Source organism: Pseudomonas glycinae (assembly GCF_001594225.2).
GTDB classification, from domain to species: Bacteria; Pseudomonadota; Gammaproteobacteria; order Pseudomonadales; family Pseudomonadaceae; genus Aquipseudomonas; species Aquipseudomonas glycinae.
The window spans coordinates 5,668,802-5,693,830 of the sequence record NZ_CP014205.2 but is presented as its reverse complement, the minus strand read 5'-3'; the positions used below and the strand labels follow the sequence as shown (position 1 = coordinate 5,693,830).

Genomic DNA, 25,029 nt, shown 5'->3' with positions numbered 1-25,029 from the left:
GCCATGCTGATCAAAGTCCCCAAAGCGTCCGATTGCCATGAGTCGGACGTCACGCCTGAATCCATTTATCTCTCTCGCCGACAATTGCTCGGAGCGACTGCGGCCGGTTTGGCCATGAGCAGTCTGCCGCGCTGGGCCAGTGCCGAAGAGGCTGCCCGCTATGCCGATGTCGAGGCCGGAAAGGCGCCCGCCTGGTTTGCCGAGAAGTTGCCCTCTGTCAAATGGGGCGCGGTGAGCGTCAAGGATGAGGCGATCACACCTTTCAAAGACGCCACCCATTACAACAACTTCTATGAGTTCGGTACCGACAAGGGTGACCCGGCGGCCAATGCCGGTTCGTTGAAAACCGAACCGTGGAGTGTTGTCGTGGACGGGGAGGTGGGTAAACCGGGGCGTTATGCCCTGGAAGACTTCATGAAACCGTACCAGTTGGAGGAGCGTATCTATCGCCTTCGTTGTGTCGAGGCGTGGTCGATGGTGATTCCCTGGATCGGTTTCCCCATTTCGGCGTTGTTGAAGCAGGTAGAGCCCACTTCCAATGCCAAATACATTCGCTTCGAAACCTTGCAGGATCCGAAGAGCATGCCCGGACAGCGTTCGGGATTTGCCTTGATCGATTGGCCCTATGTAGAAGGCTTGCGTCTGGATGAGGCGATGAATCCCTTGTCGATTCTGGCGGTGGGTATGTATGGCCGTGAATTGCCAAACCAGAACGGTGCGCCGTTGCGTCTGGTTGTGCCGTGGAAGTATGGCTTCAAGAGCGTCAAATCCATCGTGCGGATCAGTCTGGTCAGCGAGCAACCGAAGACAACCTGGCAAAGCATTGCGGCGGATGAGTATGGGTTCTATGCGAATGTGAACCCTACGGTCGACCATCCTCGTTGGACTCAGGCGCGGGAGCGGCGACTGCCTAACAGTCTGTTCAAGCCGAATGTGCGTGATACGCAGATGTTCAACGGTTATGCGGACGAGGTCGCCTCTTTATATACAGGGCTCGATTTGCGGAAGAACTACTGATGCGATATCCGATCTGGCGCGTGAGCGTCTTCCTCGCTGCGGCGATCTGGCCGCTGTTGTGGTTCTATCAGGCCTTTGCGGATCTGCTTGGGCCTGATCCCGGGAAAGTCCTGGTTGATCGGCTGGGACTTGGGACATTGGTGTTGCTGTTGATCACCTTGAGTATGACGCCGCTGCAGAAACTTACCGGATGGGCCGGGTGGATTGCTGTGCGTCGGCAGTTGGGGCTCTGGTGTTTCGCCTATGTGGTTCTGCATCTTTGCAGCTATATGGCGTTCATCCTCGGTTTTGACTGGTCGCAACTGGGTGTCGAGTTGCGCAAGCGTCCCTACATCATCGTGGGTGCTCTGGGTTTTCTGGGGTTGTTGGCATTGGCGGTAACCTCCAACCGTTACAGTCAGCGTCGTTTGGGCACCCGTTGGAAGAAGTTGCACCGGTTGGTGTATGTGATTCTCGGGTTGGGATTGCTGCATATGTTGTGGATTGTGCGTGCTGATCTTAAGGAGTGGGCAATCTATGCCTTTATAGGTGGTTTCCTTTTGGCGCTGCGTATTCCCGCTTTGACTCGCCGGATCCCGCGTTTGATGGGTAAAAAGCAGGTTTTTCAGGAAAAGCGAAATTAAGGGTTGACGGCAGATTCTGAGTCTCTATAATTCGCCCCACTTCCGGCGCAGTCGAAACGGAAAACTCCTTGAGATTCAATGAGTTAAGTAGGTTTCGAAGCGGGTCGCTTCAGTTCATCGAGGCCTGGAAGGAGTTGGGAATGCTGGTTTTTTCGGTGCTTTCAACGGTTCGATCTTCAGTAGCCCCGGGCACAAGACGGCCTTGGCCTTGAGCGTAATAACTTCGTATAGCATACATTATACGAAGTTATACGATTGATCTACAACCAGGAGCGCCCGCACCTGTCCTTAAAATACAAAACGCCCGATGCGGTGCATCGGGCGTTAGGGTGAAACAGGTGTAAGCCTATTTCAGGACTAGACATGGGGTTTTCGTGATTGCGCCTGACCCTGAAGAGCCCCCTCACCCTAGCCCTCCCGAAACGTCGGACCGCCCGTAGGGAGAGGGAACCGATCCGGGAATATTGAAGAGCTGCAGCGACTTGAACGCCCAGCTTTGAATCCATAATCGCCAAGATCTTTCAGGTCGATGTATGACGCCAGACATCTCGGTCAGTCCCCTCTCCCTACGGGCGGTCCGACGTTTCGGGAGGGTTAGGGTGAGGGGCTTTTTCCAGCCGGGCACCAAAGCATGGATCCACCAACGTCCAGACACAACAAAGCCCGCACAGGGCGGGCTCTGTTCTGACTCGATCCAGTCCTAGAAGCGAAACACTTCCATATCCGTACGAATCGGCGAAGCCATCGGTATTTTCGGCTGCTTCTCGGCTTCCGCCGCCGGTGCTGCCGGCTTCGGTGCCGGTTTGCGCGGCGCCTCGGCCACCGGTGGCTGATTGGCCAACGGCTTGAGCGCTACCGACAGCTGCTCCGCCAGGCGCTGCAACAGTACGCCCTGTGCCTGCACCTGCGCGGCGGTGGTGCCGGCATGCTGTTCCTGCAGATGCACGATGCGGTTGTCCCGCACCTGACCACGACGGTCGATCAGGCGCCACTGCGCGTCCAGAATCGCCGGTTGCTTGGCACCGGAATCCAGACGCGTAATGGTCAATAGCACCTGCACGTCCGGAGTGAAGCCCACGGTGGCCGGCGCCAGCACGACGCGCTGACTGTCCAGATGACCGGCAACCTGACGCAACAGCAACTGATCGATGTCCGACGAAAGGCTTCCGGCCCAGCGACCATCGGTCGAAGCTTGCAGGCTGCCGTCCGGTTGACGCTGCAACAGGGTTTCCCGTTGCAGGTAATCGGCTACGATCACAGGGCCCAGCAAAACTGCCATGCCCGCGCTTTGCGCAGGCTGGGCCGGACTTCCGCTGTCCAGCTGATACAGCGACACCGGCTGGTGAACGCTGCAACCCGCCAGGCCAAGAACGCCGGCGAGCAGGAAAATAAGGGGGCGCAGAGAAGTCATCATCCCGTCCAGGTGGCCGCCACAAGGCTGACCACAGTGAAAATACTCAATAAATATGAAGAACGCTCGGCCACGCCGGCGCTTGGAAAGGCCATATCATCCGTGAATATGCGTTCCGACTCCAGCGCCAAAGCGCCGATCTACGGGTTAAATCGTAGATCGGAGCGTCTGGGACGCCTAATTGAGGTTTTCGACGAGCAGCGCATCCACCCGCTGGAAGCCACGTGGCAGTTTGTTACCACGGCGACCACGTTCACCTTTGTAGTGTTCGAGGTCGTCGGCTTTCAGCGACAAGGTGCGTTTTCCGGCCTGCAGCACCAAGGTGGCGCCTTCCGGTAGAACGGCGATGTCCGTGACATATTCTTCGCGACTGGCCACACGCTCACCGGAAATACCGATGATCTTGTTGCCTTTGCCCTTCCCTAATTGTGGCAGATCGCTGATCTTGAAGATCAGCAGGCGACCCTCGGTCGTCACCGAGGCCAGCCAGTTGTGTTCGCGATCGGCCACCGGACGCGGCGCGATCACCTTGGCGTTGTTCGGCAGGCTCAACAGCGCCTTGCCGGCCTTGTTCTTGGCCTGCAGGTCTTCGCCTTTCACCACGAAACCGTAGCCGGCGTCGGAGGCGATGACGTACAGCGAATCCTCCTCAGGCATCAGCACACACTCGAACGTTGCGCCCGGCGGTGGCGTCAGACGGCCGGTCAACGGCTCGCCCTGACCCCGTGCCGATGGCAGGGTGTGAGTGGCCAGCGAGTAACTGCGGCCCGTGGAGTCGATGACCACGGCCGACTGGTTCGAACGCCCCGCCGCCGAAGTCTTGAAGCCGTCCCCGGCCTTGTACGACAGGCCGGTGGCGTCGATATCGTGGCCCTTGGCCGAACGGATCCAGCCTTTTTCCGACAGCACGACGGTGACTTTCTCGTTCGGCAGCAGATCGTGCTCGGTCAGCGCCTTGGCTTCGGCACGTTCAACGATTGGCGACCGACGGTCATCGCCGTAAGTTTCGGCATCTTTCAACAGTTCGCTGCGCACAAGTTTCTTCAACTTGGCTTCGCTGCTCAGCAGGGCTTGCAGCTTGGCCTGTTCCTTGAGCAGTTCGTCCTGCTCGTCGCGCAGCTTCATCTCTTCCAGTCGCGCCAACTGACGCAGACGGGTGTCGAGGATGTAGTCGGCCTGGATTTCGCTGAGGGCGAAACGCTCGATCAGCTTGGCTTTCGGGTGTTCCTCGGTACGGATGATGTGGATCACTTCATCCAGGTTGAGGTAGGCGATCAGCAAACCGTCCAACAGGTGCAGCCGGCGCTCGACCTTGTCGAGGCGAAATTGCAGGCGGCGACGCACGGTCAGCACGCGGAACTCCAGCCACTCCACCAGCAACGCACGGAGGTTTTTCAGCTGCGGCTTGCCGTCCAGACCGATGATGTTGACGTTGACCCGGTAGGTCGACTCCAGCTCGGTGCTGGCGAACAGGTGCTGCATCAGTGCTTCGTGATCGACACGGCTGTTGACCGGGATGATCACGATGCGGCATGGGTTTTCGTGGTCGGATTCGTCGCGAAGATCGGCGATCTGCGGCGCTTTCGACGGTTTGGCCTGCATCAGCGCAGCAATCTGTTCCAGCACCTTGGCCCCGGAGACCTGATGCGGCAGCGCGGTGACGATGATGTCACCGTCCTCGACGTGGTACACGGCGCGCATGCGCACCGAGCCCTTGCCGGTTTCGTACATTTTCAGCAGGTCGGCGCGTGGGGTGATGATTTCCGCTTCGGTCGGATAGTCCGGGCCCTGAATGTGCTCGCAGAGCTGTTCGACCGTAGCTTTCGGCTCATCGAGCAGGCGCACGCACGCGGTGGCGACTTCGCGCAGGTTGTGCGGCGGTACGTCGGTGGCCATACCCACGGCGATGCCGGTGGTGCCGTTGAGCAGGATGTTCGGCAAACGTGCCGGCAACACCAGAGGTTCCTGCAGGGTGCCGTCGAAGTTCGGGCCCCAGTCTGCGGTGCCCTGGCCCAGTTCGCTGAGCAGCACTTCGGAATAACGCGACAGCCGCGCTTCGGTGTAACGCATGGCGGCGAAGGACTTCGGATCGTCCGGCGCACCCCAGTTACCCTGGCCGTCCACCAGCGTGTAGCGATAGCTGAACGGCTGGGCCATCAGCACCATCGCTTCGTAACACGCCGAGTCGCCGTGCGGGTGGAACTTGCCGAGCACGTCGCCGACGGTACGCGCCGACTTCTTGTGCTTGGAATCGGCATCCAGCCCCAGCTCGCTCATGGCGTAGACGATACGCCGCTGTACCGGTTTCAGACCGTCGCCGATATGCGGCAGGGCACGGTCCATGATCACGTACATGGAGTAGTTGAGGTAGGCATTTTCGGTGAAGTCAGCCAGCGAGCGGCGTTCTACACCGTCCAGGCTGAGATCAAGGGAGTCGCTCATGCGGGCCTCATCGGTTCGTTGTCTGGCGCAGCAGCATGGTGCCACCGCGCTGGGTAAATTCAAGTTTGTTCAGGGCGCTCATGCCGAGCAGCACCTGATCGCCATGCAGCCCCGGCGCCACCAGTGCGCGGACGTCCCGCAACACGATGTCGCCCAACTGCAGGCGGTCGATACGGGTGCGATAGCCCTGGCTCAGGCCATTGGCCGTGCTCAGGGTCACACCGAAACCTTCTTCCAGCCGGAGGTCTTTCGCCACCTCGGCCGGGATTGCCACGTCGGTCGCGCCGGTGTCGAGCATGAACTCCACCGGCCGTCCGTTGATCAGGCCGCTGGCGACAAAATGTCCCTGGGCGTTACCGATCAGTTTCACTTCGATAAAGCCGTTGCCCTGCTGCGAAGCCACTTCCACATTGGGATTGCGCTGGCGCTCTTCCCACTGGCCGAAAAACCGCGTGGCCAGAAACAGCGCCGCGCACCACGCCAGAATCATCAGCACCCGACCGGCGCGCTTGCCCGGCGGCTGGCTCACGGCTTGGCGCTCCAACCACCCTCAGGCGCAGCGAAACGCCAGATGATCGGGCGAACCTCGCCATCGGCGCGCGGGCCGAAATTGTTGTCGACCCCTATCCAGGCGCCCTGAGCATCGACGACCAGCGCCTCTTCCAGCCCGAAATTCTGCGAATACCGCCGATTGGCCTGCAACAGCTCGGCCGCATACGACCAGCAGAGCTCGACCTTGGCCGTCTGCGCATCGCGACGACAGATCTGGTAGGCGTTGCGTTCAAGGGTAAACAGTTTGCCGTCGAACAATGACACGTCGGAAAAATCCCGATTGACCGGTCGGGCTTTGGGAAACTGCGGTGGTTGCATTTCCATCCCGCCTTCACTGAGCAGCACACAGCGACCGTCACAATCCCACACCGTCTGCTGGCGTTTGATCAGCAACAGACCGCGGCTTTGTCGCTCGGCAGCCAGCCACATCTGATCGCCCGCCGGATTGATCGCCAGGCCTTCGAAGATCGCATTGAATTGCAGTAGCAGGCCACTGGCCCGCGCTTCGCGCACCATCATCGGCGAGATTTTCAGCCATGACGACGGCCCCTGCGGCGGCACTTGCAGTACGGCGGCATGGCCTTCGCTGACAATGTAGCGATTGCCGGCGCTGTCGCAGGTGATCCCTTCGAAATCCAGATCACCGCCGCGAACAAACGACGCCGCCCAGGTCCGCGACTTGATGCCCCACGGCAAACCGCTGTCGGGTACTGGCGGCGGGTCGATGCGCACGGCAGTCGCCTGCCAGACGGGATCGCGAGTATCGAGACGATAAATCTGGTCATCGTCGCGATCCGAAACGGTCCACAGGTCATTGCCGCACAAGGCCAGCCCCGACAGGTTGCCGCCGCGCATGCCTTCGACCGGGTGTTCGGCAAGCACGCGCAGTTCTTGCGCAGGCTCTGCCGACACCGTCATCGAACCCAGCAGCAACGCACCCGCCAAGGCCCAGCCAAACCGCATCAGGCCAGAACCTCGGCAAGGTTGCCCTTGGATTCGAGCCAGGTCTTGCGGTCACCGGCGCGTTTCTTCGCCAGCAGCATGTCCATCATTTCCGAGGTCTCGGCGAAGTCGTCCCCAAGGGTCAACTGCACCAGGCGCCGGGTGTTCGGGTCCATGGTGGTTTCGCGCAGTTGCGGCGGGTTCATTTCACCCAGGCCTTTGAATCGGGTGACCTGCGGCTTGCCGCGTTTCTTCTCGGCGACCAGACGGTCGAGGATCCCGTCGCGCTCGGCTTCGTCGAGGGCGTAGTAGATCTCTTTGCCCAGGTCGATGCGGTACAACGGCGGCATCGCGACATAGACGTGACCGGCATCCACCAGCGGGCGGAAATGCTGGACGAACAAGGCACAGAGCAGGGTCGCGATGTGCAGGCCGTCGGAGTCGGCGTCGGCGAGGATGCAAATCTTGCCGTAACGCAGCTGACTCATGTCCTCGGCGCCCGGATCGACACCGATCGCCACCGCGATGTTGTGCACTTCCTGGCTGGCCAGGACTTCGCTGCCGTCGACTTCCCAGGTGTTGAGGATCTTGCCGCGCAACGGCAGGATCGCCTGGTATTCCTTGTCCCGTGCCTGCTTGGCCGAGCCGCCGGCGGAATCACCTTCCACCAGGAACAGTTCGGAACGCATCGGATCCTGCCCGGCGCAATCGGCCAGTTTGCCCGGCAATGCCGGCCCTTGGGTGATGCGCTTGCGTTCGACTTTCTTGCTGGCCTTCAGGCGACGGCCAGCGTTGCTGATCGCCAGCTCTGCCAGGGCCAGACCGGTTTCCGGGTTGGCGTTGAGCCACAGGCTGAACGCGTCCTTGACCACACCGGAAACGAAAGCCGCCGCTTCACGGGACGACAGGCGCTCTTTGGTCTGGCCGGAGAATTGCGGTTCCTGCATCTTCATCGACAGGACGAAAGCAATGCGCTCCCAGACGTCTTCCGGCGCCAGCTTCACGCCGCGCGGCAGCAAGCTGCGGAATTCGCAGAATTCGCGCATCGCATCGAGCAGGCCCTGACGCAGACCGTTGACGTGGGTACCGCCCTGCTCCGTCGGGATCAGGTTGACGTAGCTTTCAGTGACCGAAGTGCCGCCTTCCGGCAGCCACAGCAGGGCCCACTCGACCGCTTCCTTGGTGCCCGCCAGGTTGCCGCAGAACGGCGCGTCCGGCAGGCGCTCGAATTCGCTGACCGCATCCACCAGGTAAGAGCGCAGGCCGTCTTCGTAATGCCACTCGACCTTCTCGCCAGTGCCTTTGTCTTCGAAGCTGATCAGTAGCCCCGGGCACAAGACGGCCTTGGCCTTGAGCACATGCTTGAGGCGGCTGATGGAGAATTTCGGCGAATCGAAGTATTTCGGGTCCGGCGCGAAGTACACGCTGGTCCCGGTATTGCGCTTGCCGACGGTGCCGATCACTTGCAGATCGGTGGCCTTGAAGCCGTCGGCGAAGGTCATTTCGTATTCGTTGCCGTCACGCTTGACCCGCACCCGCACCTGGGTCGACAAGGCGTTGACCACGGAAATACCCACCCCGTGCAGACCGCCGGAGAACTGGTAGTTCTTGTTGGAAAACTTGCCGCCCGCATGGAGCTTGGTGAGGATCAGCTCGACACCCGACACGCCCTCCTCCGGGTGGATGTCGACCGGCATGCCACGGCCGTCGTCGCAGACTTCCAGCGAGTGGTCGGCGTGGAGAATGACCTGGATCGATTTGGCGTGGCCCGCCAGGGCTTCGTCGACGCTGTTGTCGATGACTTCCTGGGCAAGGTGGTTCGGCCGACTGGTGTCGGTGTACATGCCGGGGCGTTTGCGCACCGGGTCGAGGCCCGAGAGGACTTCGATGGCGTCGGCGTTATAGGAGCTAGCGCTGGGAGTGGCCATAGGGTCTCGTCGTCAGTGATTCAATGAAAATGGGGCAAGACTTCACAGTGCGGTGAAATCGATTGCCTGATAGGTATCGGCGCCAATCCCGGCAAAGCTGAGCAATGCCGGCAATTGTGTAACAAATCCCTGGAAACTGTGGTCGCCGCCGGCCTGAATGCGCAAGGCACAGGCCCGGTAATACTGCTGGGCGAGGCGATAATCCAGCGTTTCATCTCCGGTCTGCAACCATACCTGATATCGCTGCGGATCCTGCGGCGCCGGCACTTCCAGCTCGGCCAGGGCCGTCACGTGGTCGTGGGTCAGCTCCCAGGTTTCGTCGGTGTACAGGTTTTTCTGGGTGCCCAGGTATCCGTCGAACATCCGGTGCGGACTGACGGCCGGGTTGACCAGCAGGGCTTTCAGGCCATGGCGCTCGGCCAGGTGAGTCGCATAGTAGCCGCCGAGCGAGCTTCCCACCAGCAATGGCCGGCCGAGTTCGGCGATTGCCTGCTCCAGCTGACCGATGGCTTCGCGCGGGTGGTGATGCAGCGCCGGGACACGCAGTTGATCGCTCAAACCCAGCCGCTCCATCACCTCGACCAGCTGACAGGCCTTCTTCGAGGCCGGCGCGCTGTTGAAACCATGGATATAGAGAATCGAACCGGACATTTGAGCTCCCTGGGCGTCGGCTGAAGAAAGCGGAGTTTACAGGGAGTCAGGGGGTGTTGGGCCAGCACCCGAGGAAATCAGCGCTGCACCCGTCAATCAGTAACCGTTGGAGCCGTAATCCACCTGAAAATCAAAACCGGTGACACGCTCCACGCCGGTCTCCAGCCGCCCATCCGGCAACAACCGCAACCAGCGATACCCCGGCGCCTGCTCGCCGACCTTGAAGTGTTCGCTGCCCGGCTCAAACTGGATGCAGGTCGACGGCGAGGCGATCAGCCGTACACCGTTGCGCTCGCGGTCGATTTCCTGATGCACATGCCCCCACAGCACGGCGCGGGCCTGCGGGAAGCGGTCGAGCACCTCGAAAAAGGCTTCCGGATTGCGCAAGCCGATCGGCTCCATCCAGGCGCAACCGATCGACACCGGATGGTGGTGGAAGCACACCAGATGATGGCGATCCGGCGCTTCGCTCAGGGAACGGGCGAGCAATTGCAGTTGGTCATCCTGCAAATATCCCGGCACCGAACCGGGCACTGCCGAATCGAGCAGGGTCACGCGCCAGTTGCCGACATCCACCACAGACTCCAGCAGTGCACTCTTCACCGTCGCCTGCGCCATGATCTGCGGTTCGTCGTGATTGCCGGGAATCCAGCGGGCCGGCGCATCGATCTGCGCCGTCATTTGGCGAAACAGCTGATAGGACTCCAGCGTACCGTCCTGGGACAGGTCGCCGCTGGCAACGATCAGGTCGATCCGCGGTTGCTGTTCGAGCACCAGATCGATGACTTTTTGCAGGCTCTCGCGGGTATTCATGCCCAGCAGCGTTCCATCCGCTTCGGCGAACAGGTGACTGTCAGAGAGTTGCACCAGCAACGCCGTGTCGGCGGTGGTCAAAGTCGATACGCTCGGCAAGGCGTTCTCCCCCGGGATCGCGGGACTGGATAGGTGCGGCAATTATGCGGGGGGACAGCACAAAGAGAAACCGGCGAACCGGACGCAGTTCACAACTTGCGCTGGTTATCGGACTGCCGCGTATTCGTGTCCGCACGCCAGACAATGACTCAGCCACTCACCCAGGAACAGATTGAGCTGGGACTTTTCATCCGGCTGATGCATGGCCGCATTCGGGTAAGGATAGACGCCGCGAAAGCGTCGCGCATGCTCGGCACTGATCACCTCGGCCATGCGCGCGTCGTGATACACCTGCACTTCCAGTTGCGGCACCGGCAGCCACGGCAGGCTGTGTTCCTGGCGCACCTGCAAGGTCGTGGTGTACGGACAGGTCTGCAGCACCTCCAGCGCCAGCACGCCGAGCATCTGGTCGCCCTGGGTCACGGCGATGCGCCGCGCTTCGGGGTCGCTGCGCATGTCCGGCAGCAGTCGCATCAGGCGCGCGTAGTTCGCCTCGCAGGCGGCTTGCAGCCCCGCGAGGTCGACACGGTAGCGATCGCGCAACTTGTTTACGACCATAGCCCCCTCACTTCGGCGCGATTGAGCGCCAGCCACTGCAAGGCGATGATGCTCGCCGCATTGGCAATCCGTCCGTCGCGTACGGCCTGCAGAGCATCTTCAAAGGCCCAGACCGTGACGCGAATATCTTCGGCTTCTTCTTCCAGCCCATGCAGGCCGCCTGCGCCTTCGGTGCTGCAACGCCCCAGATACAGATGCACGAATTCGTTGCTGCCGCCCGGCGACGGAAAGTATTTGGTCATCGGCCACAGAGCCTTGATGTCCAGCCCAGCTTCCTCCTGTGCCTCGCGGTGAGCAACTTCTTCCGGCTGTTCGTCCTTGTCGATCAGGCCGGCGACCAGCTCCACCAGCCACGGGTTGTCCGTCTTGCCCAGAGCACCGACGCGAAACTGCTCGATCAGCACCACTTCATCGCGCTGCGGATCGTAGGGCAGCATGCACACGGCATCGTGGCGCACGAACACTTCACGATTGATTTCGCGGCTCATGCCACCGGCGAACAGTTCGTGGCGCAAGTGCAGACGGTCGAGCTTGTAGAAGCCCTTGTAGCACTGCTCGCGTCGCACGATATCGACGGCGCTCGGAATGGCTTTGGCAAAATCGGTCATGAGCATCCTCTTTACTGCAAATCCAACACGAGGCGCCTTCTTGCGACCTCGACTTCGCGCCATCCTAACGCGCCCGTGACGTTTGATGCAGCCCCTTTACTGTCAGCGGGATGGACGGTGGAGGCGAAACCCACTCTAATTAGCTTAGTGGCGAACTGACCGCTCCGTTGAGAGTCGAAGCGGTAACTTTTTGCCTTCCCCTGCTTCAGAAAGGACGCCCATGTCGCTTTTCAAAATCGCCTCCGTGGCCGCCATCGCCCTGACCCTGGGCGCTTGCGCCAGCCTGTTCCAGCCCAACTACCGCACGCCGCTGGAAACCACCCGCGACGCCTCGGAAACGCTGAAACCGGGTTGTTCCAACCAGGACTGCCCACTGGTCAACATCGATACGTTGCGCTTCCCGGCAGAACCGGCGTTGGACGGCATCATCGAAAAACGTCTGCTGCAAATGACCCGCACCACACCGAACGCCCCGGTGGCGCCGACGCTGGCAGCGTATCGCGAGCAGTTCCTGGCCAACGCCGGCCCGCGCAACAGCAGCTATTTGCAGGCGAAAGTACGCGAGCAGCATGACGGTCTGGTGATCATCGAAACGTCGAGCTACCTGGACACCGGCGGAGCCCACGGTACGCCGGGACGCGGTTTCATCAACTATTCGCGTCAGCAGCACAAAGTGCTGACTCTGGCGGACATGTTGCTGCCGGGTCAGGAAGAGGCGTTCTGGAAAGCGGCGCAAGTGGCGCACAACAGCTGGCTGATCAGCACCAAGCTCGATCAGGAACCGGAATTCGTGAAGAGCTGGCCGTTCGTCAAAACCCCGAACGTGGCGCTGACCTACGGCGGTGTGATCCTCAAGTACGACGTGACCACGATCGCGCCTTATGCGCTGGGCCACGTCGAACTGAAGATCCCTTACCCGCGCCTGAACGGCATTCTCAAGCCCGAGCTGTTTCCCGGCCGTAACTGAAAGCCCGGCCGAGCACCAGTTGCAGCAGCCCTGCCAGCACCAGCGCCGGCAGGGTCGCGCCGACATCCGGATACAGATTGGCCAGCAAGTGATAGATGCTGATGCCACCCAACCAGGCCAATAGTGCCGGCCAGCGCAACGCGGCCGACGCCACTTGGGCACTGCGCTTGCGCAGGATGAAGTGATCCACCAGCACCACGCCGAACAGCGGCGCAAACACCGAACCGATCAGCAGCAGGAAGTTCTGGTATTGCGCCAATGGCGCGAGCAAGGCGATCAGGGTGCAGATCACGCCGATGGCCAACGCCAGATGCTCGACTTTCAGACGCAACAGAATCCCGCTGGAAACCGCTGCCGAGTGAATGTCGGCGAAAGCGTTTTCCGACTCGTCCAGCAGAATCAGCAACAGCGGAATCCCAAGACCGGCGCCGGCCAGCGCCAACAGCAGCGCGTTGACTTCACCGCTCGGCGCGAAGGCCAGGGTGTAGGCGACGCCGAGGCTCATCAGCCAGAAGTTGCCGATGAAGAAACCGATCGCCGTACCGCCGAATACGTTCTTGGCCCGCTTGCCGAAACGCGAGTAGTCGGCGATCAGCGGCAGCCATGACAGCGGCATCGCAATCGCAATGTCGAAGCCCACGGCGAGCGGCATCGAGCCATCCCCGGCCTGTGCCCACAAGGCGGCGAGGTCAGCCTTGGCAAACAGGTTCCAGGTCAGCCAGATGCACGCGGCCAGAATCAGCCAGATGCCCCATTTGCGCAGGATCTTGCGCACGAACGTCAACGGTCCGCTGACCGCGAGCAAGGTCGCCAATGCACCGAAACACAGCGTCCACAACATCGGACTGGCCCACAGCGAACCTTCGCTGAACGCACGAGTGCCGAGCAGACTGGCCGCATCACGCATGACGATGATTTCGAACGAACCCCAACCGATCAGTTGCAGCAGGTTGAGCAGCGCCGGCAGGCTCGCGCCTTTGCTGCCGAGGCTGAGTTTCAGCGCGGCCATCGACGACAGGCCGGTGTCGCTGCCGATCACGCCGACGGCGGCCAGCAACAGGACGCCGACCAGGGTGCCGAGGAAAATCGCCAGCAGCGATCCCGACAGACCCAGCCCCGGCGCCAGCAGCGCACCGGTCTGCAACACCATCAGGCCGATGCCGAGGGAGAACCATAGGGAAAACAGGTCGCGACCGCCGAATACTCGCTGATTGGCGGGCACGGCGAGGTCGGGAGAATAAGTACCGGGTTGAATGCTCAAGGGTGTTATCTCAGAGGGACATTTGTTGTTGTGCTGACCCGTTGATCGTTCCCACGCTCTGCGTGGGAACGATCGGTGCGGACGGTCCGACGCCTAGACGTGGGAACGATCAGTGCGGGATCAAACTTTCTTGTACAGCTGACTGCCTTCCTTCCTGAACCGCTCGGCCTGTTCCGCCAGGCCCTGGGCGACGTCCACGTCGACCGCGTCGATCCGCTGGTTGGCCGCGTATTCGCGGACTTCCTGAGTGATCTTCATCGAGCAGAATTTCGGCCCGCACATCGAACAGAAATGCGCGACCTTCGCCGAGTCCTTCGGCAGGGTTTCATCGTGGTACGAGCGAGCGGTGTCCGGGTCCAGGCCCAGGTTGAACTGGTCTTCCCAACGGAATTCGAAACGCGCCTTGCTCAGGGCGTTGTCGCGGATCTGCGCGCCCGGGTGCCCTTTGGCCAAATCCGCCGCATGAGCGGCAATCTTGTAGGTGATGATCCCGGTCTTCACGTCATCCTTGTTCGGCAGACCCAGGTGTTCCTTCGGCGTCACGTAGCAGAGCATGGCGCAACCGAACCAGCCGATCATCGCCGCACCGATGCCGGAGGTGATGTGGTCGTAACCCGGTGCGATGTCGGTGGTCAGCGGGCCGAGGGTGTAGAACGGCGCCTCGTCGCAGCATTCCAGCTGCTTGTCCATGTTCTCTTTGATCAACTGCATCGGCACGTGGCCGGGGCCTTCGATCATGCATTGCACGTCGTGCTTCCAGGCGATCTTGGTCAGCTCGCCGAGGGTTTCCAGTTCGCCGAATTGCGCTTCGTCGTTGGCGTCGGCAATCGAGCCCGGACGCAGGCCGTCGCCCAGCGAGAAGCTGACGTCGTAGGCCTTCATGATCTCGCAGATTTCGTCGAAGTGGGTGTAGAGGAAGTTCTCTTTGTGGTGCGCCAGGCACCACTTGGCCATGATCGAACCGCCACGGGAAACGATGCCGGTCACGCGTTTGGCGGTCAGCGGCACGTAGCGCAGCAGCACGCCGGCGTGGATGGTGAAGTAGTCGACGCCCTGCTCGGCCTGCTCGATCAGCGTGTCGCGGAACAGCTCCCAAGTCAGGTCTTCAGCGACGCCATTGACCTTCTCCAGCGCCTGGTAGATCGGCACCGTACCGATCGGCACTGGCGAGTTGCGGATGATCCACTCACGGGTTTCGTGGATGTGTTTGCCGGTGGACAAGTCCATCACAGTGTCCGAACCCCAGCGAATGCCCCAGGTCAGTTTCGCCACTTCTTCTTCGATGGACGAACCCAGCGCGCTGTTGCCGATGTTGCCGTTGATCTTCACCAGGAAGTTACGGCCGATGATCATCGGTTCCAGTTCGACGTGGTTGATGTTGGCCGGGATGATCGCGCGACCACGGGCGATTTCTTCGCGGACGAATTCCGGGGTGATTTCTTTCGGAATGCTCGCGCCGAAGCTGTGGCCGGCGTGTTGCTGGTTCAACAGGCCAGCGGCGCGGGCCTCTTGCAGCTTCATGTTTTCGCGGATGGCGACGTATTCCATCTCGGCGGTGATGATGCCTTTGCGCGCGTAGTGCATCTGGCTGACGTTGGCCCCGGCCTTGGCGCGGCGCGGGTTATTGACGTGGGCGAAACGCAGCTTGGTCAGCTCCGCGTCGGCGAGGCGTTCCTGACCGAAATTCGAGCTCAGGCCTGGCAGACGCTCGGTGTCGCCACGGTCGTCGATCCACGCCGAACGCACGTCGCCCAGACCTTTGCGCACGTCGATCACCACGTTCGGATCGGTGTACGGGCCCGACGTGTCGTAGACGGTGACCGGCGCATTGATTTCGCCGCCAAAGTCGGTCGGGGTCACATCGAGGGTGATTTCGCGCATCGGCACGCGGATGTCCGGGCGGGAGCCCTGAACGTAGACTTTTTGCGAACGGGTGAACGGCTGAACCGACTGCTCGTCGACCTTGGCCGAGTCACTCAGGTTGATCGCGTTTTTAGATTTTGTAGTCATCACGGGCTCTCCAGACAGCATCCAGGCAGTGGATTGTCGGAGCAGAACCTGAAAGGCACGGACGCACCCAGAACGGGTGCTGTGCATCGTCGTCGAGCGTTCGATTGTCGAACAATTTCCCGGACGAAGCACAAGAGGACTCGCCGGGTGACGAGAAATCTTGTTCCCTACGCAGGCGCTAACCTGATCAGGTTCAACGGGATCCGAAATTATTCGATCTCAGCCTCATAGCAAGGCACCCCGACAAGAACCCGGCCAGTCTAGACACAACCGGCAAAGAACGCCAACACCGCGGCAAACACCATGATGAATGGCGCAATTGGCAGATTGTTGCCTGCTGCTGGCGCAACTACACTCGCTACGCCATGCTGCGCCTTGACGCTGTATGGGCCGCGCCTTACCTTTGGCGCCCGGATTATTTCCATAATATTCATGCTAGGGATCGCCTCATGCTGCGCAAACTCTCACTGGCTGTTGCCGTGTCTTGTGCGTCCACCACAACGGTCTGGGCAGCAGAAGCGCCTTTATCGACCAAGACTGATCTGGTCAGCGTCTATCAGGAAGCGGTCGACAACAACGCCGACCTGGCCGCCGCCCGCGCCCAGTACGGTGCGCAGAAAGAAGTCGTGCCCCAGGCCCGCGCCGGGTTGCTGCCGAACCTGTCCGGCGGCGCTGAAGTCGCCAACGTGCGCACGTCGATCGACCAGCCCTCGGCCATCGCCAACCGCAGCGCGCACTCCTATCAGGCGACCCTGGCGCAGCCGCTGTTCCGCGCCGACCGCTGGTTCCAGTACCAGGCCGCCAAGGACGTCAACGAGCAGGCCGCGCTGCAACTCTCGGCCACCGAGCAGAACCTGATCCTGCAAACCGCCGAAAGCTATTTCAACGTGCTGCGCAGCCAGGACAACCTGGCCTCGACCAAAGCCGAGGAAGCCGCGTTCAAGCGCCAGCTCGATCAGTCCAACGAGCGCTTCGATGTGGGCCTGTCGGACAAGACCGACGTGCTGCAATCGCAAGCCAGTTACGACACCGCACGCGCCAACCGGATCGTCGCCCAGCGTCAGGTCGATGATGCGTTCGAAGCGCTGATCACCCTGACCAACCGCCAGTACAACTCGATCCAGGGCATCGTCCACACGTTGCCGATCCTGCCGCCGGCGCCGAACGACGCCAAGGCCTGGGTCGATACCGCCGCGAAACAGAACCTCAATCTGCTGGCCAGCAACTATGCGGTCAGCTCCGCCGAACAGACCCTGAAACAGCGCAAGGCCGGCCACCTGCCGACCCTCGACGCCGTGGCCAAATACGAAAAGGGCGACAACGACGCCCTGGGTTTCTCCAACCCGAATGCGTTCGGTACGCCGTACAGTGGCAATGTCGAGCAGAGCACCGTGGGCCTGCAACTGAACATTCCGATCTACAGTGGCGGATTGACCAGCTCCCAGGTGCGCGAGTCCTACTCACGGCTGGACCAGACCGAACAGCAGCGTGAAGGCCTGCGTCGGCAAGTGGTGGAGAACACCCGCAACCTGCACCGCGCGGTGAACACCGACGTCGAGCAGGTGCAGGCGCGCCGGCAGTCGATCATCTCCAACCAGAGTGCGGTGGAAGCCACGGAAATCGGTTACCAGGTGGGGACGCGCAACATCGTCGACGTGCTCGACGCCCAGCGTCAGCTCTACACTTCGGTGCGCAACTACAACAACACCCGCTACGACTACATCCTCGACAACCTGCGCCTGAAGCAGGCAGCGGGGACGTTGAACCCGGGTGACTTGCAGGATCTGACGCGTTATCTGAAAGCCGACTACAACCCGGACAAGGATTTCCTGCCGCCGGATCTGGCCAAGGCAGCGGAAGCCCAGCTCAAGGCCCGGCCTTAAACAAAAAACGCAGCCCTGAGGCTGCGTTTTTTTATGGGCGGTCGATCAACCTTCCCAGGCCATCGAGCAAGCGCTGCAACGCGCCCTGATTGCGGCGCATCACGCTCAGCCCGGCGTCGGCCATGCGCTGTGCGTCGCGCGGCAGTTCGAACAGACGCTGCACTTCTGTCGCCAGACCTTCGGCGTCGTCAACCTCGGCCAAGGCTCCTGCGCTGCGCAGTTGCGCGGCGATGTCGAGGAAGTTGAACAGGTGCGGGCCGCTGATCACCGGTTTCGCCAGCGCTGCCGGCTCCAGCAGGTTGTGCCCGCCGTTGGCTACCAGACTGCCGCCGACAAACGCGCTGTCGGCCAAGGCGTAGAGAAACAGCAACTCGCCCATGGTGTCGCCGAGCAGCACCGAAGTCTGCGCATCGACGCTCGCGCCAGTGGAACGACGCACCGTGGCAAAGCCTTCACGCTGGCACAATTCGAACACCGAATTGAAACGCTCCGGATGGCGTGGCACCAGAATCAGCAGCGCATCGGGATGGTTGGCCAGCAAACGGCGGTGGGCGTTCAGCACCACCTCGTCTTCGCCTTCATGGGTGCTGGCGGCGATCCACACCGGACGCTCCAGCGCCTGCCATTGGCCGCGCAATTCATGGGCACGTTGCAGCAGTTGCGGGTCGATGGTCAGGTCGAACTTGATCGAGCCGGTGACTTCGACTGTCTCCGGGCGCGCACCGAGATCGCGGAAGCGCTGGGCTTCGGCCTCGGTCTGCACGGCGAACAGGCTCATTTCGGCGAGCATTGGCGCGGTCAGTTTGCTGAACCGGCCATAGCCCTTGGCCGAACGCTCGGACAGCCGTCCGTTGGCCAACGCCACCGGAATCCCGCGCTTGGCGCACTGGTGGATGTGGTTCGGCCAGAGTTCGGTTTCCATGATCACCGCCAGTTTGGGCTGCACGCGATCCAGAAAACGCGCCGCCGCGCAGGGCAAATCGTAAGGCAGGTAGCAATGCTGGATGCGCGGCTCGTTGGCGAACATCGCCAGGATGCGTTCCGAACCGGTCGGCGTCATGCAAGTCACGGTGATCGGCAGCTGTGGATAACGTTGCAGCAGCGCGCGGATCATCGGCGCGGCGGCGATGCTTTCGCCCACCGACACGGCGTGAACCCAGATGCCGCCCGGTTGCAGGGCCGGCATGCCACAGGAGAAACGTTCGCCAATCCGCTTGGCATACGCCGGCGCCTTGCGCGAACGCAGCCACAGCCGAATCGCCACCAATGGCAGCCCCAGGTAAAACAGCGCGGTGTAGAGAGTTCTATTCATGGCGGCGGAGTTTATCGGCTTTTGCCGCCGATCGCCCGCAGGTGTATGGCAAATCGCTCCGCCAGCCAGCGAGCCGCCGGCCCCAGCGGTTCGTCGCGGCGCCAGACCAGTTCCACCACCAGCGCCGGCGGTGTCCATTCGCTGTCGAGTTCCACCATCAGGCCCTGATACGCCGAGTACTGCACCACATGGCGCGGCAACCAGGCCCAGCCGAGGTCGCGCACCAGCCATTCGGCCATCACATAGAAGCTGTCAGCGCGCCACACCTGCGGACTGGCCGGTTCATTGCCGGGATAAATGCTGGTCTGGGTCGACATCAACAACTGCCGATGCTGAGCCAATTGCTGGCAGGTGACGTAAGCCTGCGATGCCAAGGGATGGTTGACGCCGCAGACCGTGACCATTTCCACACTGCCCAGCACCCGGCGCTCCAGCGCTTCAGGGATTTCATCGTGATAGAACAACAGCCCGAGATCGGCCCGGCGCTCCACCAGTTTGCGCGAGACTTCACCCTGGGCGGCGCTGGTCAGCTGGACTTCCAGACTGGGAAACTGCTCGGCCAGGGCGGCGAAGCTTTCCACCAGCGCCTGATAGGGCATGGCCTCGTCCTGGGCCACGCGCAGTTGCGCTTCCTGCCCGCGCATCATGGCCACGGCCCGGCCGTTCAGGCGCTCGCACTGGCGCAACACTTCCCGCGCCTCTTCCAGCAACGCCTCCCCCGCTTCGGTAAGACTCGGCTGGCGGCCGCTGCTACGCTCGAACAGACTCACGCCGAGATCGTCCTCGAGCATGGCAATCGCGCTGCTGATCGCCGACTGCGCCTTGCGTTGCTGGCGCGCCACGGCGGAGAACGAACGCTGTTCGGCCACCGCGACGAACACCCGCAACTGCTCCAGATTCCACTGCATGCTCATCGGCCAACCCATCTTGTAAACAGATAGGTAATGACTTTACCCCATCTGGGGAGTCACTAGAATGCCGCCTCAGAAAGCAACGCTTCACACGAGGATTTGAACATGAACGCTTACGTCTACCTGGCCATCGCCATCTGTGCCGAAGTGATCGCGACCGTTTCGATGAAAGCCGTCAAAGGCTTCAGCACGCCGTTGCCACTGCTGCTGGTCGTCGTCGGTTATGGCATCGCGTTCTGGATGCTGACCCTGGTGGTACGCAGCGTGCCGGTGGGCGTGGCCTACGCGGTGTGGGCCGGCATGGGCATCGTGATGGTCAGTGTCGCGGCGCTGTTCATCTACGGGCAGAAGCTGGATATCCCGGCGATGCTCGGAATGGCGCTGATTGTGCTCGGCGTGGTGGTGATCCAGCTGTTCTCGAAAACCGCCGGCCATTGATCCTGACCTAGGCCCTTGCAGGCAATCGCGCCGGCAAGGGCTGCCCTCCCTCCATTGATCATCGACAAATCCCCTTTTCCCCGAGTCTGTATACTGCGCCCTCGTCTTGAACACTGAGGTCGTTGCATGCCATCTCCAATTTCCACCGACGTGCTGATTGTCGGCGCGGGTGTCGCCGGTCTCTGGCTGAACGCGCGCCTGCGTCGCCAAGGTTTCTCGACCGTGCTGGTGGAAAGCGCCAGCCTCGGCGGCGGGCAGAGTGTGAAGTCCCAGGGCATCATTCACGGCGGCGCCAAGTACGCGCTGCACGGTGCGTTGACCGGCGCCTCGGAAGCCATCGCCGACATGCCGCGCCGCTGGCGTGAAGCCCTGGCCGGCAACGGCGAGCTGGACCTGAGCGGCGTGCGCCTGCTGTCCGAAGCCCATTACCTGTGGTCGCCGGGCACCCTGGCCGGCAACCTCACCAGTTTCTTCGCCAGCAAAGCGGTGCGTGGCCGGGTCGATCAGGTCAAGGGCGATCAACTGCCGCTGGCTTTGCAGGACAAACGCTTCAAGGGCAAGGTCTACCGCCTCGCCGAACTGGTGATCGATGTACCGAGCCTGATCCAGCGTCTGGCCGACCTGTCGGGCGACGGTCTGCTCGCCGGCCAGAACATCGAGCCGTTGCTGGAAAGCGGCGTGCTGGTTGGCCTGAAAGTCGATGGCCGTGAGATCCGCGCCCAGCGCATCGTGCTCAGCGCCGGCGCCGGCACTGCCGATCTGCTGACCGCTTTGGGCCTGACTCATCCGGCCATGCAACGCCGGCCGCTGCACATGATCATCGCCAAGGGCCCGGGGCTGAAGCCGCTGTACGCGCACTGCCTCGGTGGCGGCACCAAGCCGCGCATTACCGTGACCACTCACCCGGCTGCCGATGGTCAGTGGGTCTGGTATCTGGGTGGTGACATTGCCGAATCCGAAGGCGTGGCCCGTGAGCCGGCCGAACAGATTGCCACCGCCCAGAAAGAACTTGGCCAGTTGTTGCCATGGATCGACCTGAGCACCGTGCAATGGGCGACCCTGCGCGTCGATCGCGCCGAACCGCTGCAAACCGGCCTGACCCGCCCGGACAACGCCTTCCTCGCCGAAGACGGTCGCCTGCTGGTGGGTTGGCCAACCAAGCTCGCCCTGGCGCCGGACTTCGCTGACCGGGTGATTGCCTCCCTGGAACGCGACGGTATCCAGCCGAGCCATCCTGCTCCGCTGCCCGAGCTGCCAAAACCACCGATGGGCGTTCCCGCCTGGGAGCAATTGCTGCCATGAGCCTGCCGACCCTGCACGATCTGCATCGCCCGCTGGGCAGCACCGGCCTGCTGGTTTCGCCGCTGGGCCTGGGCACCGTAAAACTCGGCCGCGACCAGGGCGTGAAATACCCCAACGGCTTCCAGATCCCCGACGATGACGCTGCGCGCATGTTGCTCAAACAGGCGCGGGAGCTGGGCATCAACCTGATCGACACCGCCCCGGCCTATGGCCGCAGCGAAGAACGCCTCGGCCCACTGCTGCGCGGTCAGCGTCAGGACTGGGTGATCGTCAGCAAGGTCGGCGAAGAATTTGTCGACGGCCAGTCGACCCACGATTTCAGCGCCGCTCACACCCGGATGTCGGTGGAGCGCAGTCTGCAACGTCTTGAAACCGATTTTATCGACCTGGTGCTGGTGCACTCCGATGGCAACGATCTGGCGATCCTCAACGACAGCGAAGTCTACGCAACCCTCGCGGCGCTGAAGGCCGAGGGCAAGATTCGCGGCTTCGGTTTTTCCGGCAAAACCGTCGACGGTGGCCTCAAAGCACTGGAGCAAGGCGACTGCGCGATGGTCACCTACAATCTGAACGAACAAAACGAAAAGGCGGTCATTGACTATGCTGCTGCCCACGGCAAAGCCATTCTGGTGAAGAAGGCGCTGGCCAGTGGTCATGTGTGCCTGAGTCCCGGTATGGATCCGGTGCGCGCCAGCTTCGAGTTGCTGTTCGCCCAGCCCGGCGTGGCCAGTGCCATCGTCGGGACGATCAATCCGCTGCACCTCGCCCACAACGTTGCGACCGTTGCCCAGGTCCTTCGTGGTCACTGACGCCGCCTCGCGGCCTTAAGCAGGAGCCGACATGCCGCGTACGCTAATCAGAAAGAACCCGAGCAACTTCAAGACACTGCCGCTGTTCGTCGAAGCCACGCCGGAAGGCCTGACCTACCAGAGCGTCGGCATGCCGCTGAATTTCGCCCAGACCCTGCAACGACGCAAACCGGTCAGCGTGGCCGACGCCGAGCGCTTTGCGCTGGAGCTGGCCAACCTCGGCGTCTCGGTGCGCCTGACCCTGCACTGGCAGAATCGCGATTACTGGGTGCTGGTGCGCCAGCGGCGCCAGGATCGCGGCGACGTCGTGCTCAAGCTGATTTCCGGCTACGTTCCAGCCCATGAGCTGAATATCCCGCTGCACACAGCGATTCAGGAAATCGCCGAGGAATGTCTGCTGGAAACCCCGGAAGGCTGGCTCGGCGGGCGCTTCAACGACACCTGGCTGCCGGCGCCGTACTCATCGGCGCTGCATTATCGCGAGGCCCTGCCCTTTCGCCTGACGCCGCTGTCCGGCTCGGCGCGGCCGGTGCGCTGCGCCAATCTGCAATTGCTCGAACGGCCACGGGCCTACGTGCATTTGCCGACCGCGTCACTGCAGTTGATCTACGACCTGCGGCTGGACGTACCCAAGGAGGCAAAATCCCTGAGCCTGTTCCACGTCGATGAGCGTCTGGAGGGCGATCAACTGGTGGCTCGGCTGGACCGCAAGCGCCCCGATCTCTACCTGATGCCGCTCAAGGACGGCGCGCCCTTGGCCGAGTTGTATACCCTCAAGCGCGACAAGCTCCTGCCGGCCAGCACCCGCGGACTTTATCTGGCCGAAAGCTTTGCGGCCCAGACGGGCTGGGTCGTGCGTGAAGAGCGGATTCGCTGGAAAGACTGGGTCGTGCAACAGGGCCTGCAACCGGCGAAGCCCCCTCGCGCGGGACTCAAGCAATTGAGTCTGAAGGCGCTGCGTCTGGTTGGCATCGGCAAGAAACGCGCGAGCAAATAGCAGACTAGCGCCGACGATCCATCCAGGTGCGCAAGGTCGCGAAGAAATGGAAATAACGGTTTTCACGCTTGCCCATGCCGCGCTTGGGCGAAAACGACTCTTCGGCAAAAGCGCCGGTGATTCGTACCCGAGAGGCTTGGGTCGGTAGCGTGCAGACTTTGGCGCCGGCCTGCTGTAGCGCGTACTTGAGCAAGCGCTCGGAATGCAGCTTTCTTCCCGTCGCTTTGCAGAATTGGAAAATGCGCTCGATCCGCTTGCCATAGGCGACATAGGTATCGCGCCCGCAAATGGCAAAGCGGTCGTTCAACCCGCCCCACCACTGCCAGTCCGGAATGTAGGCAGAGTGCCTCCGAGCCTCTGGATGATTGAAGACATAGGCGGGCAGCGGGTTGTGGAAGAAAATGTCCGGGCGCACGAACACGACGAAATCCGGATTGAAGGTTTCGATCATGCTGGTCACGGTGTGCAGTGAATTGAGCTGATAGATCAGGTTGCGCAGCGACGCATAGTCATCGGCCCAGGTATCGCCCTGCGCTTTGACCTGCTCGAAATCCCAACGCTCCAGCACCCCGTCAGTCGAAGTCAGGGCCCCGATCATCGATTCGAACGGCTGATAGTTGTCAGCCGCCAACTCACCTTTTTCGCCTGAGCGGAAGTTCTGTACTTCATCGATTTTGTACAAATGATAGAAGCACTGTACGTCGCTGCCCGCCGGAAACTGCGCCAGAACGTTCTGTTCAATGGAAGGGAAACAAATCTGCGAATTTCTCGGGATCCCGAAAAAAGCGACGGCAATTTTCAACACTCAACAGCACCTTTTATTTTTGGCGAAAGAGCTTTTGCCACCAGCGACGGGGTTGCAAAGGCACCACAATGACGTCCGACTGCTGCAGCCAGTCGCGCTCGTAATCCCAGGCATGCCCACCCCACAGTTTCCCCGACTCGTTGGAAAACCCCAGGGTCATGAGCTGATAGGAATAACCGGCGTGACCGCGTAACCAGTCCAATACCACCAGCGTATTGAAACCGGTAGAAGGCCCAACGTAGCGTTTGCCGCCCGGACGATCGACCGGATAGTTCCACAGGGGCGGCAGCGGGATGCGATCCCAATACATGGCCACCCGTGGCAATGGACACATCGGTGCGGCGCAGCCGACCAGCATGGTGAAACAACGCTCGCCCGCATGCTCGAACAACCGTCGCACGTCCGGGCCGTAAGGCAGACCAAAAAAATAGGCGTCCGGCGCGTTATAGCCATGCACGAAGACGTTCCAGCTTTGCTCGTTGAGCAGCGGCGCCTTGATGCAGGTGTTGAAACTGACGACGACGTCATTGGCGCTGATATTCAGCGCCTGAAAATCCGCCGCCGTGATGGCCGGGTTATTCGCGATCAGGACGACCCGGTGCGCGCGGCTCAGGCATTCGCGCAATGGCTCGGGCAACGCGCCCAGCACCGACTGGTTACCGCCGGGGAGCGCATCCAGCGCCATGTGTT

23 protein-coding genes and 1 riboswitch are annotated in these 25,029 nt (G+C 61.6%); of the genes, 8 read left to right on the top strand and 15 right to left on the bottom strand.

Annotated elements, in window-relative coordinates:
• Positions 1–3 precede the first annotated feature (3 nt).
• Together msrP and msrQ are read left to right on the top strand one after the other, a co-directional pair.
• Entirely contained in the window at positions 4–1,017 is a 1,014-nt protein-coding gene (msrP, locus tag AWU82_RS25960) for a protein-methionine-sulfoxide reductase catalytic subunit MsrP (RefSeq protein ID WP_064382051.1), read from the top strand.
• Positions 1,017–1,640 carry a protein-methionine-sulfoxide reductase heme-binding subunit MsrQ gene (msrQ, locus tag AWU82_RS25955; protein WP_064382050.1) on the top strand — a complete coding sequence of 208 codons (624 nt, stop codon included), beginning with the start codon at positions 1,017–1,019 and terminating at the stop codon, positions 1,638–1,640. The genes msrP and msrQ overlap by 1 nt, the downstream gene beginning before the upstream one ends.
• Before the next feature lie 700 nt (positions 1,641–2,340).
• Here msrQ and AWU82_RS25950 read toward each other — a convergent pair.
• The 9 genes from AWU82_RS25950 to AWU82_RS25910 form a co-directional block, all read right to left on the bottom strand.
• Positions 2,341–3,051 carry a PqiC family protein gene (locus AWU82_RS25950; protein ID WP_064382913.1) on the bottom strand — a complete coding sequence of 237 codons (711 nt, stop codon included), beginning with the start codon at positions 3,049–3,051 and terminating at the stop codon, positions 2,341–2,343.
• 177 nt (positions 3,052–3,228) lie between these two features.
• On the bottom strand, positions 3,229–5,493 hold the full coding sequence (gene parC, locus AWU82_RS25945) for a DNA topoisomerase IV subunit A (RefSeq protein ID WP_064382912.1): 2,265 nt from the start codon (positions 5,491–5,493) through the stop codon (positions 3,229–3,231).
• A gap of 7 nt (positions 5,494–5,500) precedes the next feature.
• Positions 5,501–5,983, bottom strand: a complete 483-nt coding sequence (locus AWU82_RS25940) for a retropepsin-like aspartic protease family protein (protein WP_064384148.1) — start codon at positions 5,981–5,983, stop codon at positions 5,501–5,503.
• A gap of 35 nt (positions 5,984–6,018) precedes the next feature.
• Positions 6,019–7,008: an esterase-like activity of phytase family protein gene (locus tag AWU82_RS25935; RefSeq protein ID WP_064382911.1), complete on the bottom strand. Its 990-nt coding sequence runs from the start codon at positions 7,006–7,008 to the stop codon at positions 6,019–6,021.
• Positions 7,008–8,915: a DNA topoisomerase IV subunit B gene (parE, locus tag AWU82_RS25930; RefSeq protein WP_064382910.1), complete on the bottom strand. Its 1,908-nt coding sequence runs from the start codon at positions 8,913–8,915 to the stop codon at positions 7,008–7,010. The genes AWU82_RS25935 and parE overlap by 1 nt, the downstream gene beginning before the upstream one ends.
• Positions 8,916–8,957: 42 nt before the next feature.
• Complete coding sequence (locus tag AWU82_RS25925) at positions 8,958–9,566, bottom strand: YqiA/YcfP family alpha/beta fold hydrolase (protein ID WP_064382909.1); 609 nt, start codon at positions 9,564–9,566, stop codon at positions 8,958–8,960.
• 96 nt (positions 9,567–9,662) lie between these two features.
• Positions 9,663–10,478, bottom strand: coding sequence for a 3',5'-cyclic-AMP phosphodiesterase (gene cpdA / locus AWU82_RS25920; protein ID WP_064382908.1), 816 nt, complete (start codon positions 10,476–10,478; stop codon positions 9,663–9,665).
• A gap of 105 nt (positions 10,479–10,583) precedes the next feature.
• Positions 10,584–11,036 (bottom strand): DUF1249 domain-containing protein, encoded by a 453-nt coding sequence (locus AWU82_RS25915; protein WP_064382907.1) that lies wholly within the window; start codon positions 11,034–11,036, stop codon positions 10,584–10,586.
• Positions 11,027–11,644 (bottom strand): NUDIX domain-containing protein, encoded by a 618-nt coding sequence (locus AWU82_RS25910; protein WP_064382906.1) that lies wholly within the window; start codon positions 11,642–11,644, stop codon positions 11,027–11,029. Before AWU82_RS25910 ends, AWU82_RS25915 begins: the two co-directional genes overlap by 10 nt.
• A gap of 220 nt (positions 11,645–11,864) precedes the next feature.
• On the opposite strand from AWU82_RS25910, the gene AWU82_RS25905 reads away from it, so the two are divergent.
• Entirely contained in the window at positions 11,865–12,611 is a 747-nt protein-coding gene (locus tag AWU82_RS25905) for an RsiV family protein (RefSeq protein ID WP_064382905.1), read from the top strand.
• On the opposite strand, the gene cytX is transcribed toward AWU82_RS25905, so the two are convergent.
• On the bottom strand, positions 12,580–13,872 hold the full coding sequence (gene cytX, locus AWU82_RS25900; protein ID WP_064382904.1) for a putative hydroxymethylpyrimidine transporter CytX: 1,293 nt from the start codon (positions 13,870–13,872) through the stop codon (positions 12,580–12,582). The genes AWU82_RS25905 and cytX overlap by 32 nt on opposite strands.
• Positions 13,873–13,992: 120 nt before the next feature.
• On the bottom strand, positions 13,993–15,882 hold the full coding sequence (thiC, locus tag AWU82_RS25895) for a phosphomethylpyrimidine synthase ThiC (protein ID WP_064382903.1): 1,890 nt from the start codon (positions 15,880–15,882) through the stop codon (positions 13,993–13,995).
• 147 nt (positions 15,883–16,029) lie between these two features.
• Positions 16,030–16,135, bottom strand: a riboswitch (TPP riboswitch).
• 196 nt (positions 16,136–16,331) lie between these two features.
• On the opposite strand from thiC, the gene AWU82_RS25890 reads away from it, so the two are divergent.
• A complete protein-coding gene (locus tag AWU82_RS25890; RefSeq protein WP_011332156.1) occupies positions 16,332–17,765 on the top strand; it encodes a TolC family outer membrane protein in 1,434 nt (477 codons plus the stop codon).
• Between the two features lie 31 nt (positions 17,766–17,796).
• Here AWU82_RS25890 and waaA read toward each other — a convergent pair whose 3' ends face one another.
• Together waaA and AWU82_RS25880 are read right to left on the bottom strand one after the other, a co-directional pair.
• The gene (waaA, locus tag AWU82_RS25885) at positions 17,797–19,077 is read right to left on the bottom strand and encodes a lipid IV(A) 3-deoxy-D-manno-octulosonic acid transferase (protein WP_064382902.1); all 1,281 of its coding nucleotides are present in this window, start codon (positions 19,075–19,077) and stop codon (positions 17,797–17,799) included.
• 11 nt (positions 19,078–19,088) lie between these two features.
• Positions 19,089–19,991 (bottom strand): LysR family transcriptional regulator, encoded by a 903-nt coding sequence (locus tag AWU82_RS25880; protein WP_064382901.1) that lies wholly within the window; start codon positions 19,989–19,991, stop codon positions 19,089–19,091.
• A gap of 102 nt (positions 19,992–20,093) precedes the next feature.
• Between AWU82_RS25880 and AWU82_RS25875 the strand changes: the two genes are divergently transcribed.
• The 4 genes from AWU82_RS25875 to AWU82_RS25860 all read left to right on the top strand — a co-directional run bounded on the left by AWU82_RS25875 (position 20,094) and on the right by AWU82_RS25860 (position 23,534).
• Entirely contained in the window at positions 20,094–20,426 is a 333-nt protein-coding gene (locus tag AWU82_RS25875) for a DMT family transporter (RefSeq protein WP_011332153.1), read from the top strand.
• 126 nt (positions 20,427–20,552) lie between these two features.
• Positions 20,553–21,728, top strand: coding sequence for an NAD(P)/FAD-dependent oxidoreductase (locus AWU82_RS25870; protein WP_064382900.1), 1,176 nt, complete (start codon positions 20,553–20,555; stop codon positions 21,726–21,728).
• Positions 21,725–22,537, top strand: a complete 813-nt coding sequence (locus tag AWU82_RS25865) for an aldo/keto reductase (RefSeq protein ID WP_064382899.1) — start codon at positions 21,725–21,727, stop codon at positions 22,535–22,537. The genes AWU82_RS25870 and AWU82_RS25865 overlap by 4 nt, the downstream gene beginning before the upstream one ends.
• Before the next feature lie 31 nt (positions 22,538–22,568).
• Entirely contained in the window at positions 22,569–23,534 is a 966-nt protein-coding gene (locus AWU82_RS25860) for a hypothetical protein (protein WP_064382898.1), read from the top strand.
• Positions 23,535–23,538: 4 nt separating this feature from the next.
• Here AWU82_RS25860 and AWU82_RS25855 read toward each other — a convergent pair whose 3' ends face one another.
• Both AWU82_RS25855 and AWU82_RS25850 read right to left on the bottom strand, forming a co-directional pair.
• Entirely contained in the window at positions 23,539–24,339 is an 801-nt protein-coding gene (locus tag AWU82_RS25855; RefSeq protein WP_064382897.1) for a hypothetical protein, read from the bottom strand.
• A 13-nt stretch (positions 24,340–24,352) separates the two neighbouring features.
• Positions 24,353–25,024, bottom strand: a complete 672-nt coding sequence (locus AWU82_RS25850) for a hypothetical protein (protein ID WP_223290660.1) — start codon at positions 25,022–25,024, stop codon at positions 24,353–24,355.
• Between the last annotated feature and the right edge of the window lie 5 nt (positions 25,025–25,029).